Here is a 13,354-nt window from a genome sequence, read left to right as displayed (position 1 = left end):
TCCTTTTTTATCGTGTTACACGCACTAACCGGCAAACATCCAGACCGCCACGACCAATAACATCGCGGTTCGCAGGGCAAACTGGCTGAGGGTCTGGTTACGCACTTTTTCATTCGCCCAGCCGTTCCAGACATCCACCGCAGCCCAGGCCGCCCAGAGAAACAGCGTGGCCAGGAAAAATCCGACACACACTAGATACAAAAAGTGGATATCAAAATGCCCTGAGGCCACTTCAAAAGCATTGCGTTGGGCGGCGGTCATCGGGTGAGTTCCTGACGGTATTGACCGGATAACGGCGTGCTCTCACCGGGCTGGGCACGGGAAGGGGTCAGGTAGTGATCGATACCCGCCTTAATCGTGTTGAGATCGGCCTTGATACGCCGGTAATCGAAGTCATAACGCGGGAATTTTGACAGGTCAGAGGGCTTTTCAGCGATGCTGGCGCGTTCCAGTGCAACCTGCACCTGTTCAATCAGGCGTTTTGCACTGGCCAGTTCATCTTTTTCGGAAGCCTGTGCAAGTGGTATACACAATACCGTCAGTCCCAGCAGACAGGCCGCACGGAACAGGGAAAAAAAGCAACAGCGCATAACTATTCACCTCGTCATGGAGTTCAGGATGCCGAGGATGCGGTTTTTTTTAGGTCAAATCAGCAATAAACTCTTTATGCTTTGATGAAAATTAGCTAAATAGTCTGACTTATTTATTTGATTAATACCCAATGGATTCAAGTTGCATCGCGGCGGCAAGGGAATGGATCCCCGGGAGCATGGATAACTATGTGACCGGGGTGAATGAGCGCAGCCAACAAAGAGGCAGCTTGAAAGACGACGGGTATAACCGTTTAACAATGAAGGAAACCCCATGCTGCGGATTGATTTACATGTCCCCGATAATGAATACGAGAAGGTGCGGAAGCTGGGCGCACACTGGGATGCGGCGGCCAATATCTGGTATATCGACGACAGTTTTGATCCGACCCCGTTTATGAACTGGCTGCCGTTCTACAATGTCCATGCCGCCTTTTGGTATCTCGCCCAGACCCGGACAACCTGCCCGCACTGTCAGGAGCCCACCACGGTGACGGCGTTTATGCTGCCGGCCGGGCATAAGATGCTGGAAGACAATAATGAAGATGACGATGACATCAGCACTGAAGTGAGCTATGCAGAGCAGGACCGCCCGGCTTTCCTCTTTTATGTCGCCGATATTCCCACCACCGTGCGCAATGTGTTATCCGGCTTTCACCCTACCTTGCGTAAAGCGGTCAGCCAACGGCTGCGCCGACAGCACTGGATAAACCACTGCGAGCACTGTGACGCGCAGCAAGATGATACGCAGATGTTTGCGGAAGTTGGCGGGGCGTTTTTCCCGGCCTCCAAGGAGCAAGCGGCGACTATTCAACTGCATCGTATTGATGGGCCTTTTATGGGGTATTGTGAAGATATTTCGCACCAGTATCGCCTTATTGATCTCAAAAATCCGGGCAGCGATATTCATAGCGCCGGTGACTGGTTCGGATCGATGACGCAGGTGGTGAGTATTTTATCGACATATTCGCATTAATCTAGAACCTGTTAATGGCGCTCTATACCCTATGGATTCTGAAGATGTAGTCAGGTGGCAATGAGTGAATTTCTGGGAGAATAGATCATCATGTGGCTGAACGAACGCAGAAAATAAAATTTCCATGATAGAAAAACTATGTGAAAATTGATAATCACCTTACACATCAAAAAGATCAGGAATAATAATATGAGAAACAGCTTTCAAAAGATTGGTATTGCATTGTCTGTGGTACTTGGTATGGCAACTTTTTCATCTTTTGCCAATAACGAGAATCGGGTTTCAGTCACAAACCTTCATATCGACAATGGACAAAATGGCATCCCATATATAGCAGGTGATGCAAGAAATAATACAACTCAGACACTAAAAAGTGTGTTTATTAAATTCAATCTTTATCAAGGGGATGCCTTAGTGGGTAATGCAATTGACACCATACAAGACCTTGGTGCCAGAGAAATATATAAGATACAAGCGCCTACAAATCCCTTTTTGTACAAATTTGACTCTTACAAAGTCACATCAATAGAGATCTATGAATAAGCATCACTGACGCGCCGCGATGCGGCTTGTCTGCTGACGGAGGAAGGCAAAACAAAAACCCGTTTTGCCTTCCTCCGTCCAGCGTCATGCACTATAAATACTTTTTAAACATCGAGGCCGCTATCACCACCGCGATGCCCAGCAATACCGCCGCAGGCAACAGGATCACCGTGGGATAGATTGTATCCGGCCAGGATAAATACAGCACACAGGGAACGGTACAGGTAGGTTTAATCCCACGCTTGGCATGATGATAGACAAAACTGGATTCATACCCTGCCCCGTAACGCCGTAAATCGCGCCGTCCCAGCCCGTCAACCAGTGCCACTAACACCACCATCACAAATAAAGGAACGGATAACAGCAGAATGGCTAGCCGGATCAGCGTCACCATCGTGATAAACACCGCCGCCAGCCAGTACTCCCTCAAATAGCCCGATACACCCTGTAATGCCGCATTAAACTCACGCCTAAAATCATTACCGGTATGTAACTGATAGTATGATTGCCCCTGAACCCAACCAATAAAACCGCTGTCCACAAACAGCCATTGGTAAGCCTGTACCAGCCATGCTGAAACCGTGACCGATGGCGATGACAATAACAGGCTTTGGGTAAACTCTGTGGAGAGATATTGCAGTTCTGTCTTCATCATCTGCCGGCTGTGGGACGCGCCCGGTTCCGGCCAGAAAAACGCCATACCGAGATATTCCAGCAACAAACTGAATAGCCAGGACATGAGAATAAAACCGACGATTTTCCACGGCCATTCCCATAACACGCAATACAAAAGACCGTGTTGACGCGGTGGTTGGGATGACGGGCGGGAAGGGGATTCTGATTGTGCCATATCAGAAGTTACCCGTGCTCTTCCCACCAGGATTCACTGGTACGGTAATGCTTACGCATCTGCTCGGCGATTTTCTGCAAATTTGCCGGCATCAGGGCATCATCGTCATCCCCCGTTGGCAAGGGCATACGAATTTTCCATAACTGCCCGCCTTCCAGTAAGGCGAACGCCTGCCCTTTCGGCAGGTTAATCATCTCTGCGGGGGTCACCAGCGGCGTTTTAACCGTCCCTACCCGGTCCTGAGTTGAGGAAGTAAAATCCTGCCCCTGCTCAACATCAGCAATATCCGAATGCCCGGAGACCAGCGTCTTACTGTAGATTTCCACTTCGGGCAACTGGCTGGTCAGTAACTCCGCCGTCCGGTTATCCCGTACACGCAGCATAATCAGGGTATTGAAGTTACCGATCACCTGCGCCGTTTTGGCCGGGCTGCCGATACGGGCTTCAATATCCGACGACGTTTGGGTATACGCCGTCACCTGCATCCCAGCCCCGCCGCCTTTATTGATCAGCGGAATAAACTCATCGCCCATCAGTTCGTTGAATTCGTCACAATGCAGGTTAATCGCCAGCCTGCCATCATGGCGCACCGGTAAGCCGGCATTCATGCCGTATTTATAAATCTGTCCGGCAACACTCACCAAATCCGCAAACATACTGTTGCCCACAGCTGAGGCAACATCGCTGTCAGACAGCGCATCCAGCCCGATATAGGCAATCCCGCTTTTGCGGATCACCTGCTCCCAGTCAAAAATCGGCCGCAGGTCAGTCATATTGAGGTAATCCGGTGACAGTAATTCGGCGATTTTGCCGGTAGTCAGTTTTTCCAGCAGCGGTAATAAGGAAGCGACAATTTTATCAAAATAGGTACGGTCATAACGCACGGCAGAGCGCAGACCATCCAAAATCGGGTCATACAACTGTTTACCCGCCTCAGAACTCAGGGTGATTTCCGTTGCCCAGAGCCGCAGGGCATCGGGCTGCCCCTGCATATTACGCGGCACATCCTTTTCTTTCAGCGTACCGAGGCAATGACTGATTTGCGCTAATAATACCGGCATCCTTTCTTCCATCACTTTGCGGGCATACAGCTGATACAGTTCGCTGATATTATTGACATAACGGGTGATCAGGGTGTAATCCGGCCGGTGCCCCAATGCCACCAAAGCACGGGCAACAATATTGACAAACCGCCAGGCAAACTCACGGAATGCGGCACTGTTGCCTTCACCACTGAGTTGCCCGGCCAGACGGGACGCCACTTCGGAAACCCGGCCAAACCGCCCGACGGCATTATAACGTGCTGAGATTTCCGGCCAGCCCAGATGAAAAAGGGAAAGTTCATTACCTCTTCCGGCGCGGTGAGATTCCGCCCAGATGCGCCTCAGCAAGTCAGCATCCCCTTTGGGATCAAAGACAATCACTACCTCGCCGCGCCGGATATCCTGCGTGATCAACAACTCTGCCAGCCGGGTTTTTCCCACACGGGTGGTACCCATCACCAGGGTATGCCCGACCCGCTCGCGCAGATCCATAAATACCTCGGCTTCCTGTGGCTCAATACCGTGGATCACCGGATTGCCCCCCATCGGCGGCAGCGGACGCACCGGATTAAATGGCGAGTCTTGACGTAATAGCGCAGATAATGTCGGCCAACGGTATTCGGTTCTGCGCTCCAGTGCGCGGGCAAGCTGATAGATATGGGAGGGTTGCACAAATCGCTCAACTTCGGGCCGGCGGGTATCCTGCAAACGCTGGGTATGTTTTTGCTGCCAGCGAAAGCCCTTGCCCAGAAACAATTGCTTATGACTGACGGGAATGTGCTTTGTGCTCATCTGATAACGCGGCAAGCGGCGCAGGTTTCTGCGATAGCGTATCACCTGAATACCCTGCCATGTGCGTATCACCGCCAGCCCCATAAAACCGCCGGCCATCACATAACTCACCGACGGTGCCAGTGCGATGGCCCAAGGCGCTCTGAGACAAACAAACGCGGCGACGGCTGACACCACTGCGGTATTCAGCTCCACTGCCGGGCGCAGCAGGGCCTCGATCACGTAACGACGGCTCATGGGGATAACTGCTGAGTGAGTGCGGTTGCGGTGATCAACACCGGATAATGTTGCAATTGCAGACGGCGGGCCAGCTCGGTACCGGAAGCCGGCGATAACAGTAAATCCGGTGCTGATGCCCGCAGTGACTGTAAGCCCGCCCTCTCACGGACATTGACCACCAGACCTACGGCGTGCAGTGCCTTAAGCCGCGCTGCATTCTGGTTTAACCATTGGCGTGAACCGGGATCATCGCCAATCAGAAACAATGCGCCAATCCCCGGCAGTTGCAGTGGTCGGCTTGCCACTTTCCCCGGCGTCAGTTCCGGTGTTCTGACCGGCAACATCACGGCTTCACTTGCTGCTTCTGGTGAGAAATGCGATGGCAACGCAGGAAAATTATCTGATTGCGCATTAATGCCGTCATAAAAGGGCGAAGCATCTTTTCCGCCTAAATCAGCAATCACTTTCAGTTCGGCATAACAGACATTCACCCATAACATCCCGATAATGGGCAATAAACCCAGCCATTTTATGATAATGACGTGATATGCCATCCCTGTTCCCCCTGTCGCATTAATACCGGCATCACGCCGCGCCCAAACCGGAACCAATACCCCGCATCATGATTGAGTGTAATTTGCCGGTTGCGTACCCGTTCAACGGGAATATGATGCGCGTTGGCCCATTGCCGTAACAGGTTATCATTGCCCTGACTGTCGACCAGATAGATATCAACCGGCTGATTTGCGGTCAGGACTTCGGCTAAACGGGAGTCACACGCCGGGCAATCGTTGGCTTTGACAAACAGTGCCAGACGGCCATCAGCCTCACGGGTTTTTGCCATATTGACCGGCAACACATCCGGAAACAGCCGCTGCCAGGCCGCATCCACTGCACGCTGGAAGCGCAATTCTTTTTCGGTGCGGGCAAATTCCGATTTGACCCACTGCTCGGCATAACGGCGGCGCTCGGTATCATTTTCAGCTTCAATCCCCAGCGTCGTCAGCGGGTCAAGTCCCGGTGACTGAATCCCCCTGGGTCCCTTGAGTAATTGCTGGTAACGCTGATATTCATCCGCCCGTAATCCCCATTGTTCAGCCTGGATTTCCAGGGACTGCTTTTGGCTTTCCACCGATTGCACCGGCTGCGACGTTAACGGTGCCGGTGTGGCTGCCCATGCTGAACCGCTTAGCAGTACGTATGCCACCAGACCGATTCGGTTTAGTCTCATCAACGGCCTCCCGGCTGAGATTGCGGGAGCTGATAGCCCTGTCGCAAGTAATGGCAAACTACGCGTTGAACCTCATCGACTTCCAGTTGCCAGGCCGGACCGGCCATAATCTGCAACGCCGTGCGCAACCGGACAGGGCCTAACTGAGCGTGCACCGACGGCAGTGGCTGGCGATACAAGAGGTCATTAGTTTTTTCAGACGCACATAACGTGTAGCCCGATTGGCGCAACACATAACGCATGGCATCGGCAATTGTGGGGTTCTGTGAAGCCGGGATATGAATATCAATCAGTTGGGCAAGCGGGTTACGCTGTGCCTCTGTCGGGTCAGTGCTGACCAGCAGATAACGTCCATAGCGGACGACTTCCCGCGTTGGTTGATAAATATCAGGTAAGGCGGGCTGAATATTACGTGTGATTTGCGTGACTGTAACCGCGTTTTCGGGAGCACGCTGAGATTGCGGTGTCTTTGACGGGGCATGACAACCCGTCAGGATAATGGCCAAGACGCCAATGAAGACTGTTATTTTCATTCCTGTTATTCCTGCCCGGCAATAAAATACCCTTGACTGTGCAGGAAATAACAGGATTTATTCAATCAACAACTGGAACTGCCTTTGGAAAAATAAAAATGTTATCGCCTATTGCTCTGAAGGTCCTTCTGCAATCGCTTTGCGCGCCGCACGCTCAATCAACTGACCATTCTGGTCAAAATAACGGCTCGGCCAGATTTCAGAGGGATGGACGTCGAGGTAATTCGCAATGATCCATTCCCCTTTCGGCCAGGCGCGTGACAGGGTGTTGGCGAGGGTTGAGGAGCTTAATCCGGCTTCGCGGGAAACGGCGGCGAGTGTCGTACCACGTTTGCGTAATGCACAAATAATTTCGGCTGGGTGCCAGTCTTTCTGAGTGTGAGTCATAGTCATACCTGCTTCCCCTTCTTTTGATTATTGGTGGTAGTTCAGACAGGGTTCGCAGTACCGGGTATCCACCGGCGAGACATGAGTCTCCCCTGCCTGAACCGCCATAGAAGAGGCGAAAGCAGACACACTGGTAGAAAAATCCTACCAGTGCTGGATACACGGGGCTGCGACCTCCCGACTATCGGATGTGCCGATAGCTTTTTTACTTTAACGAATTCCGTTAGCTAATTCAATAATCGAACGTGTAAGTTTAATCAGTAAAGTAAATTATCTGAGTTAGTGGCATTCCATCTGGCAGTGAATTCTGTCTGGCGGTTTCTGTATTTTTATCTGGCGTTCTCCTGCTATTACAAATTATCTGTATTTGATACTGCTCAGCCAGTCGCCCATGCCAATCTGGATGCAGCAACGAAAGATCCCATATTTTACTGCCAGAGTGATGTCTTATCCCAATGATCAATAAATCCCATCGTTTCCCATTTAACACAACCAGGTTTATCTTTCATTAATTCAGTTAATTGTGTTTTTAAACCATTATGGTAAGACACCTGAGCGGAAAGATACTTCAGAATAACCAGTCGACTGTAAAGCGTGGTTGGGTTAGTAATATGTTCTTCCAATTCACGCGCTTTTTTCGGCGGAAATGCCCGAAAAGACCGGTTCCAGATACGATTATGGTGCGCACAAAGATTACGAATATGGCTTAATGTATGAAACCACGAGGCCATGACCTCATAACTTTTCACATTAAATTGGTGTGCGATCGCTTTCTGGTCAACAAGCAATAACGATTGATATATTTTCGACCATGATCCGAAACTCAATGTTTCTGTAATCATCCAGGAAGGCGGATATTTGGGCGTGTGATACTTTTTCTTATAATGTTCGATAAAGGTTTCTTTAGCTTCATTAATTTGGCCAAAAAAGTTTTCATACTGATAATCCGAACTTAAAACAGCCAAATTCATGAACCAGTGGGCACCATATTTGCCACTCATATGTTCAGACAAACAAGTCCGCAGTGCTATTTCAACTTTTTGTATTTGTTCAAGTATAATCAGGCGTAATTTGCGATCAAATTCATAAAGCCGCAGAACCTCTTCTAACGTGGTGCCTTCGACAAAATGCTTTGGCTCAACCGGTTGGGGTATGCGCTGTTCATCCATTATGTAAAAAGGATAAAAATAACCCCGTAATCTGTAGTAACCGATAAATGTCAGTGCCTGTTCCGCAGCCTTACGCTCTTTTATTATTAAGCCGCGTTCCTGAAGTTTATTAATAAGAAAAGAAATATCTTCCGGACGCTTTTGATAAATCTTTTTTTGTGTAGCGGTAGTCATAAAATGTCACAGAAAGTAAAATTCAGGTAAAAAAAAACCTGCCGATTTGCGCATTCCCTGATTCAGGGACTCAGCGTGGCAGGTGTACTTGCGATGAATTATACTTGTCTGAGACAATATTTTTTAGCAAAAAGTGCTATTTAAACAGGTAAATCCTTTTGAATCATTAGGATAGATAACATTTTCTTGTTACTTGTTGAAACAGCACTAAGCCCTGTGGTAACAGGGCAATAGGTTAATAATAAAGAACCGCTCAAAAAGGGATCTCATCATTCCAGTCAACGTCTTCCTCTTCCGATAAGGCTGAAACCTGTACCGCACGCGTGTTTTTTCTTTCCTTATTAACGGATTGGGATTGAGGTTGAGAAAGTGGCTGCTTCTGTGGCTGTGGCGACTTATGCCCTGCCTGCTGAGGTACCGCACTCTTTGAATCATGACGACTGCCCAACATCTGCATCGAACCGTTCACATTCACCACCACTTCGGTTGAATAGCGATCCTGCCCCTGGTTATCCTGCCACTTGCGCGTTTGCAGCTGGCCTTCAATATACACCTGGGTGCCTTTCTGCAAATACTCCGCCGCAATTTCCGCTAATTTGCCGAAGATCACCACCCGATGCCATTCGGTTTTTTCCCGCAGTTCACCGGTTTGTTTATCACGCCAACTTTCCGAGGTGGCCAGTGAAAGCGTTGCCACGGTTCCGCCGGCGGGCAGATAACGAATTTCCGGCTCTTGCCCCAGAAAACCGACTAAAATCACCTTGTTAATACCACGTGAAGACATACTGTTTTCCTCCCTGTTAAACTGACTGACGTTGTGTCCACTGCCCTTGTTTCAGGGCAAATTCTGCCTGCACGCGGCTGGCAAAATATTCCACCGACTCACGGGAACACGGCACGCCGTCCTCCATCGTTCCGATATAAAAGCCCACACGGGTTTGCAATACCGTTAACGGTAATTGCTTATGACAATATTGCAGGGCCAGAAAACCAATTGATGCAACATTCATGGCGGTATCCTGTTTTGTGATCATAAAGGGACCTGCCCTGAAGCTATTCAGGACAAGTCAGAGGGATAACAAGTTATCAGAACGAGTTTTCTGCATATTCTTGTTGCGTGATGCCGTTCTGCGGCGGCGTTGAGTCGGATTGTTCGGCCTGATACACTTTCTCCTGGCCAATTTTAATCCAGTCGACTTTGATCAGGCGGGCTTTCAGGCTGACACGCTGTTCGCCGGCATGATCACCGCGTTTCAGGGTAAAAATGTCGGTCGAAGGGTTGCTTAGGGTAAAACCCAGCAGCACTTTTTTATCCTCATCCACCGCTTTCTGGCAACGACCGACCAGACTGGTCGCCTCCTTGCCGACGACGGTAATATCAAAACGCACATAGACCGGATTATCACTGGGCCCGTTCAGCGCGTTAATCACACAGCTCAGGAACGTGCCGCTGGCGGTGCTGACATGGCGAATGTTATTCAAATAACCCAGTCCCTTAATGTTCAGGTTGAAATAGTCGTTTTTGGTTAATGGTGTTGTATTCTCAGACATAAGAAGTTCTCCATAGAGGTAAAAATACGGTGTGACGGAGAAAATTCCCTTCCCTGACGGGAGTGGTTTTCCCGCCGGGCGCCGGACGTGCACGTTGTCTGGCTGGCTGATAAGTGATAAATAACCTTCATTGCCCTGGTGTTGGCAATATCTGCTTCCAAAGGTGCGCAGATGTACCGCATGACGCTCTCCCTTGCAGGCTACAGGAGTTTTCCAGCCACCCGGAGGCGATCTTTGCAGGCTCACAGATCATTCAGGTAAACAAGGTTGATTTTAGAACACCACACCAAACCGTCAATCAACAATCAGATCTTCACGCTTTCTGATTTCCCCGCCTGACCCTGCGCGATTGCGTCACTGCCCTGGCATTCAGCGTTCCCTTGCAGGCCGGATAATGAACGCAGCCCCAGAACGGCGAGATTTTTCCTTGCCGTTTTTGCATCATACTGCCGCACACCGGACAAACCGGCGTTTTCGGTAAGGTCAGGTGAAGCGGTTGTGCCTTGCCCCGTTCAATCAGATGCTGAAGCCATTGCACCTGTTTTTGCATAAAAACTGCCAGCTGTGCGTTGCCCTGCGCGATATCATCGAGGGACTGCTCCCATAATGCGGTCATCCCCGGATGGGTCAGCACATCCGGCAGCCCGGCAATCAGTTCCTGTGCCAGCGGGGTCGAATGAATCTGTTGTTTTTTCCGTTCAATCAGTTGCCGTTTAAACAAAGTGTCCATAATATTGGCACGGGTCGCTTCCGTACCCAGTCCGGCACTCTCCCGCAAGACTTTCTTCAATTGCGGATCGCTGACCAGACTGGCGGCGTTTTTCATCGCCGCAATCAATGTCCCTTCGGTAAAAGGGGCGGGCGGTTTGGTTTGCAGTGACCGGATTTTCGCGTCAATCACCTGACACCGGTCTCCCTGCTCCAGTGCCGGCAGCGGTAAATCAGCCTCCTTCTCTTCTTCCTTTTGATGCTCTCCCGTCTCATCGGCAAACAGCGCCTGCCAGCCCGTGATAACATTGATCCGGCCTTTGACCCGGAACCGTTGCCCGCCGATATCCAGCATCACCTCGGTCACATCCGATTCCTGCGCCGGCAGAAATTGCGCCAGATAATACTGGCGGATAAGCTGATAAACCTTTAACTCATCAGCGGTTAACCGGGTGATATCAAAGGCATGCCGGGTAGGAATAATGGCATGGTGGGCCGTGATTTTGCTGTCATTCCAGACACGGGAAACGCATTGCTTATCCAATGGGTTGATAATGACCGTCATGGCCGGATCAGTGCGTGCCAGTGCTGTCAGAACCACCGGGATATCGGCCTGCATGGACGTCGGCAGATAACTGCAATCCGTGCGCGGATAAGTGGCAGCCTTATGGGTCTCATACAGGGACTGGGCAATTGCCAGCACCTGACTGGCGCCCATGCCCCATAGCCGGGAAGCAACCTGCTGTAACGTGCCCAAATCAAAACAACGCGGCGGCGGGGTTTTCTGCCGTGTTTTGCTCACTTCGATGACTGTTGCCTGCGCCGCTTGCTGACACTGTTGCAGCACCGCCTGAGCCGCATCCTGCCGGATACAGCGTTTCTCTTCATCACAATACTCTGCCGCCGGCAGCCATCCGGCCTGAAAACGGGTGTTCTCTTTTTCCAGCCCGGCAACCACCTGCCAGTAGGGGGTTGGCACAAAACGGGCAATGGTTTTATCCCGGTTCACGACCAGTGCCAGCGTCGGTGTCTGTACCCGCCCGATGGACAGCACCTCGCCAAAGCCTTGCGCCTGAGCTTTCAAGGTATACAGACGGGTCAGATTGATCCCCATTAACCAGTCCGCCCGTGCCCGCCCTAATCCGGCCTGATATAACGGTTCGGTTTTCTCGCCCGGTAAGATTGCCGCTAAGGCCTGCCGGATACTGGTGTCATCCAATGCCGACAGCCAGAGCCGCCTGACCGGTCCGGTGAAACGGCAATACTCCAGCAATTCACGGGCAATCACTTCCCCTTCCCGATCGGCATCGGTGGCAATAATCACCTCATCCGCCTGTTTCAATAACTGTTTAATGACCGCAAATTGGTCGGCGGTCTCTTTTTTCACGGCCCATTGCCATTGCACAGGCAAAACCGGCAGGACTTCCATGCGCCACAGCGGACCAAATTGCTCACCATAATGTTCCGGCGCGGCCATCTCCAGTAAATGGCCAATCGCCCAGGTGACGGTGATACCGGCACCAAAGAAATACCCTTTCCCGCGCTGCTTCACGCCCAGCACTCTGGCAATATCTTTGGCCTGGGAGGGCTTCTCACACAGATAAAGCGGCATCTCATGCCCTCCTTTCATCCTGTTTAACTGAACGCAACGGTGGAGAGAACGCTGAACGCAACTGACCCGACAGAATATCAGTATGGGGTTCACCCAGCCGTTTAATCGCCTCAAGGCCTGCTGGGGTTTTTGCCTCAATATCACGCCGGGTAACGGGCAGTGAACGGTAAGAGCGCACAATGCCGTAAATCCGGCGGATGGCATGGCTGCCATTGTGCAATGACGCATCACGCTCTGAGCGTGAAATCAGTCCGTAATGAAAGGCCTGAAAGGTTTTCATCGCCAGTTGGTCAAAACCGACCAGCAACCAGACACAGCGATAGCCCAGAGGGGAATGGCTGTAGACACCGATATTCAACGGTTCAACGGAAGAAACCGGGGATAAGGTGATGTGTTCAGGTAGTGTCAAAATTTCCTGCAAGCTGGCAATACCCTGCTGAAGATTTTCGGAAGCAGCATCCAGTGCCTGCTCCAGTTTGACCAGCCAGGCATCGGCATAAGGGTTATCAGCGGCCGAATCGATACTGATGTTACCGGCGCGTTTGATCACCTGTGGCATACCGAGAATCTCTGAAAACTGACGCGGATGGCTGAACTCCTCCCGTCTGCGCCCTTCCCAAAGCCGGATCGCATAGTGAGTATGCAGTTCAATCGTTAAAGCGGATTTTAATACGCCGGCACGTAAACGCGGCGGAGATGATAGTTTTTCTTCAGAATCAGACATGAACCAAGACTCCTGTTTGGCCTGGATAGGTCTGTGGGACTATCAGGGCAAAGGTGTCTGCGACTCAATGGATAATCAGTTATGAGACAAAAGGAAAAATCGACTGGATTGACCTGATGTTAAAATTGATTGTTTTTCAGGCAATGCTGGCAGTGCCAGCAGCGTTCAATATTTATACAGACACAAAACCTAAGCTTTATGCAGCCTGACTTAACCGGAACGCCGTCGGGAATAAGGGAAAAACACAATGTT

At 50.7% G+C, this 13,354-nt stretch carries 18 protein-coding genes; 3 read left to right on the top strand and 15 right to left on the bottom strand.

Annotated features, from left to right (window positions below):
- Positions 1-24: 24 nt before the first annotated feature.
- A complete protein-coding gene (locus XDD1_RS05030; RefSeq protein ID WP_045969258.1) occupies positions 25-261 on the bottom strand; it encodes a TIGR03758 family integrating conjugative element protein in 237 nt (78 codons plus the stop codon).
- Positions 258-590, bottom strand: a complete 333-nt coding sequence (locus tag XDD1_RS05025; RefSeq protein WP_045969254.1) for an integrative conjugative element protein, RAQPRD family — start codon at positions 588-590, stop codon at positions 258-260. The genes XDD1_RS05030 and XDD1_RS05025 overlap by 4 nt, the downstream gene beginning before the upstream one ends.
- Before the next feature lie 274 nt (positions 591-864).
- Here XDD1_RS05025 and XDD1_RS05020 point away from each other — a divergent pair, with 274 nt between their 5' ends.
- Entirely contained in the window at positions 865-1,566 is a 702-nt protein-coding gene (locus XDD1_RS05020; RefSeq protein WP_045969252.1) for a DUF5710 domain-containing protein, read from the top strand.
- Positions 1,567-1,755: 189 nt separating this feature from the next.
- Entirely contained in the window at positions 1,756-2,109 is a 354-nt protein-coding gene (locus XDD1_RS05015) for an FxLYD domain-containing protein (RefSeq protein ID WP_045969250.1), read from the top strand.
- A gap of 91 nt (positions 2,110-2,200) precedes the next feature.
- Here XDD1_RS05015 and XDD1_RS05010 read toward each other — a convergent pair whose 3' ends face one another.
- The 13 genes from XDD1_RS05010 to XDD1_RS04955 all read right to left on the bottom strand — a co-directional run bounded on the left by XDD1_RS05010 (position 2,201) and on the right by XDD1_RS04955 (position 13,102).
- Positions 2,201-2,959 carry a TIGR03747 family integrating conjugative element membrane protein gene (locus XDD1_RS05010; RefSeq protein ID WP_045969248.1) on the bottom strand — a complete coding sequence of 253 codons (759 nt, stop codon included), beginning with the start codon at positions 2,957-2,959 and terminating at the stop codon, positions 2,201-2,203.
- A gap of 8 nt (positions 2,960-2,967) precedes the next feature.
- Positions 2,968-5,031, bottom strand: a complete 2,064-nt coding sequence (gene traD / locus XDD1_RS05005; protein WP_045969246.1) for a type IV conjugative transfer system coupling protein TraD — start codon at positions 5,029-5,031, stop codon at positions 2,968-2,970.
- A complete protein-coding gene (locus tag XDD1_RS05000) occupies positions 5,028-5,567 on the bottom strand; it encodes an integrating conjugative element protein (protein WP_045969244.1) in 540 nt (179 codons plus the stop codon). The genes traD and XDD1_RS05000 overlap by 4 nt, the downstream gene beginning before the upstream one ends.
- Entirely contained in the window at positions 5,543-6,244 is a 702-nt protein-coding gene (locus XDD1_RS04995) for a TIGR03759 family integrating conjugative element protein (RefSeq protein WP_045969242.1), read from the bottom strand. Before XDD1_RS04995 ends, XDD1_RS05000 begins: the two co-directional genes overlap by 25 nt.
- Positions 6,244-6,777 carry a PFGI-1 class ICE element type IV pilus protein PilL2 gene (pilL2, locus tag XDD1_RS04990; RefSeq protein WP_045969240.1) on the bottom strand — a complete coding sequence of 178 codons (534 nt, stop codon included), beginning with the start codon at positions 6,775-6,777 and terminating at the stop codon, positions 6,244-6,246. Before pilL2 ends, XDD1_RS04995 begins: the two co-directional genes overlap by 1 nt.
- A gap of 108 nt (positions 6,778-6,885) precedes the next feature.
- Positions 6,886-7,170, bottom strand: a complete 285-nt coding sequence (locus tag XDD1_RS04985; protein ID WP_045969238.1) for a helix-turn-helix domain-containing protein — start codon at positions 7,168-7,170, stop codon at positions 6,886-6,888.
- A gap of 422 nt (positions 7,171-7,592) precedes the next feature.
- Positions 7,593-8,507, bottom strand: coding sequence for an Abi family protein (locus XDD1_RS04980; RefSeq protein WP_045969236.1), 915 nt, complete (start codon positions 8,505-8,507; stop codon positions 7,593-7,595).
- A 253-nt stretch (positions 8,508-8,760) separates the two neighbouring features.
- Positions 8,761-9,291: a single-stranded DNA-binding protein gene (ssb, locus tag XDD1_RS04975; RefSeq protein WP_045969234.1), complete on the bottom strand. Its 531-nt coding sequence runs from the start codon at positions 9,289-9,291 to the stop codon at positions 8,761-8,763.
- Between the two features lie 16 nt (positions 9,292-9,307).
- Complete coding sequence (locus tag XDD1_RS04970) at positions 9,308-9,517, bottom strand: hypothetical protein (RefSeq protein WP_045973341.1); 210 nt, start codon at positions 9,515-9,517, stop codon at positions 9,308-9,310.
- A 76-nt stretch (positions 9,518-9,593) separates the two neighbouring features.
- A complete protein-coding gene (locus XDD1_RS04965) occupies positions 9,594-10,058 on the bottom strand; it encodes an STY4534 family ICE replication protein (RefSeq protein WP_045969233.1) in 465 nt (154 codons plus the stop codon).
- The gene (locus XDD1_RS19340; protein WP_148886213.1) at positions 10,034-10,240 is read right to left on the bottom strand and encodes a hypothetical protein; all 207 of its coding nucleotides are present in this window, start codon (positions 10,238-10,240) and stop codon (positions 10,034-10,036) included. The genes XDD1_RS04965 and XDD1_RS19340 overlap by 25 nt, the downstream gene beginning before the upstream one ends.
- A gap of 131 nt (positions 10,241-10,371) precedes the next feature.
- Entirely contained in the window at positions 10,372-12,378 is a 2,007-nt protein-coding gene (locus XDD1_RS04960) for a DNA topoisomerase III (protein WP_045969231.1), read from the bottom strand.
- Between the two features lies 1 nt (position 12,379).
- A complete protein-coding gene (locus XDD1_RS04955) occupies positions 12,380-13,102 on the bottom strand; it encodes a PFL_4669 family integrating conjugative element protein (protein ID WP_045969229.1) in 723 nt (240 codons plus the stop codon).
- Between the two features lie 53 nt (positions 13,103-13,155).
- Here XDD1_RS04955 and XDD1_RS19335 point away from each other — a divergent pair, with 53 nt between their 5' ends.
- On the top strand, positions 13,156-13,311 hold the full coding sequence (locus XDD1_RS19335) for a hypothetical protein (protein WP_156979644.1): 156 nt from the start codon (positions 13,156-13,158) through the stop codon (positions 13,309-13,311).
- The last annotated feature ends 43 nt before the right edge of the window (positions 13,312-13,354 follow it).

Origin of the sequence: Xenorhabdus doucetiae (assembly GCF_000968195.1) — a bacterium.
Classification (GTDB): Bacteria; Pseudomonadota; Gammaproteobacteria; order Enterobacterales; family Enterobacteriaceae; genus Xenorhabdus; species Xenorhabdus doucetiae.
This window is presented reverse-complemented; position numbering and strand designations above follow the sequence as displayed.

Bases quoted from the DNA above. Each gene is read 5' to 3' on its own strand.
- XDD1_RS05030 (WP_045969258.1), bottom strand. From the start codon at position 261: ATGACCGCCGCCCAACGCAATGCTTTTGAAGTGGCCTCAGGGCATTTT.
- XDD1_RS05025 (WP_045969254.1), bottom strand. From the start codon at position 590: ATGCGCTGTTGCTTTTTTTCCCTGTTCCGTGCGGCCTGTCTGCTGGGA.
- XDD1_RS05020 (WP_045969252.1), top strand. From the start codon at position 865: ATGCTGCGGATTGATTTACATGTCCCCGATAATGAATACGAGAAGGTG.
- XDD1_RS05015 (WP_045969250.1), top strand. From the start codon at position 1,756: ATGAGAAACAGCTTTCAAAAGATTGGTATTGCATTGTCTGTGGTACTT.
- XDD1_RS05010 (WP_045969248.1), bottom strand. From the start codon at position 2,959: ATGGCACAATCAGAATCCCCTTCCCGCCCGTCATCCCAACCACCGCGT.
- traD (WP_045969246.1), bottom strand. From the start codon at position 5,031: ATGAGCCGTCGTTACGTGATCGAGGCCCTGCTGCGCCCGGCAGTGGAG.
- XDD1_RS05000 (WP_045969244.1), bottom strand. From the start codon at position 5,567: ATGGCATATCACGTCATTATCATAAAATGGCTGGGTTTATTGCCCATT.
- XDD1_RS04995 (WP_045969242.1), bottom strand. From the start codon at position 6,244: ATGAGACTAAACCGAATCGGTCTGGTGGCATACGTACTGCTAAGCGGT.
- pilL2 (WP_045969240.1), bottom strand. From the start codon at position 6,777: ATGAAAATAACAGTCTTCATTGGCGTCTTGGCCATTATCCTGACGGGT.
- XDD1_RS04985 (WP_045969238.1), bottom strand. From the start codon at position 7,170: ATGACTATGACTCACACTCAGAAAGACTGGCACCCAGCCGAAATTATT.
- XDD1_RS04980 (WP_045969236.1), bottom strand. From the start codon at position 8,507: ATGACTACCGCTACACAAAAAAAGATTTATCAAAAGCGTCCGGAAGAT.
- ssb (WP_045969234.1), bottom strand. From the start codon at position 9,291: ATGTCTTCACGTGGTATTAACAAGGTGATTTTAGTCGGTTTTCTGGGG.
- XDD1_RS04970 (WP_045973341.1), bottom strand. From the start codon at position 9,517: ATGAATGTTGCATCAATTGGTTTTCTGGCCCTGCAATATTGTCATAAG.
- XDD1_RS04965 (WP_045969233.1), bottom strand. From the start codon at position 10,058: ATGTCTGAGAATACAACACCATTAACCAAAAACGACTATTTCAACCTG.
- XDD1_RS19340 (WP_148886213.1), bottom strand. From the start codon at position 10,240: ATGCGGTACATCTGCGCACCTTTGGAAGCAGATATTGCCAACACCAGG.
- XDD1_RS04960 (WP_045969231.1), bottom strand. From the start codon at position 12,378: ATGCCGCTTTATCTGTGTGAGAAGCCCTCCCAGGCCAAAGATATTGCC.
- XDD1_RS04955 (WP_045969229.1), bottom strand. From the start codon at position 13,102: ATGTCTGATTCTGAAGAAAAACTATCATCTCCGCCGCGTTTACGTGCC.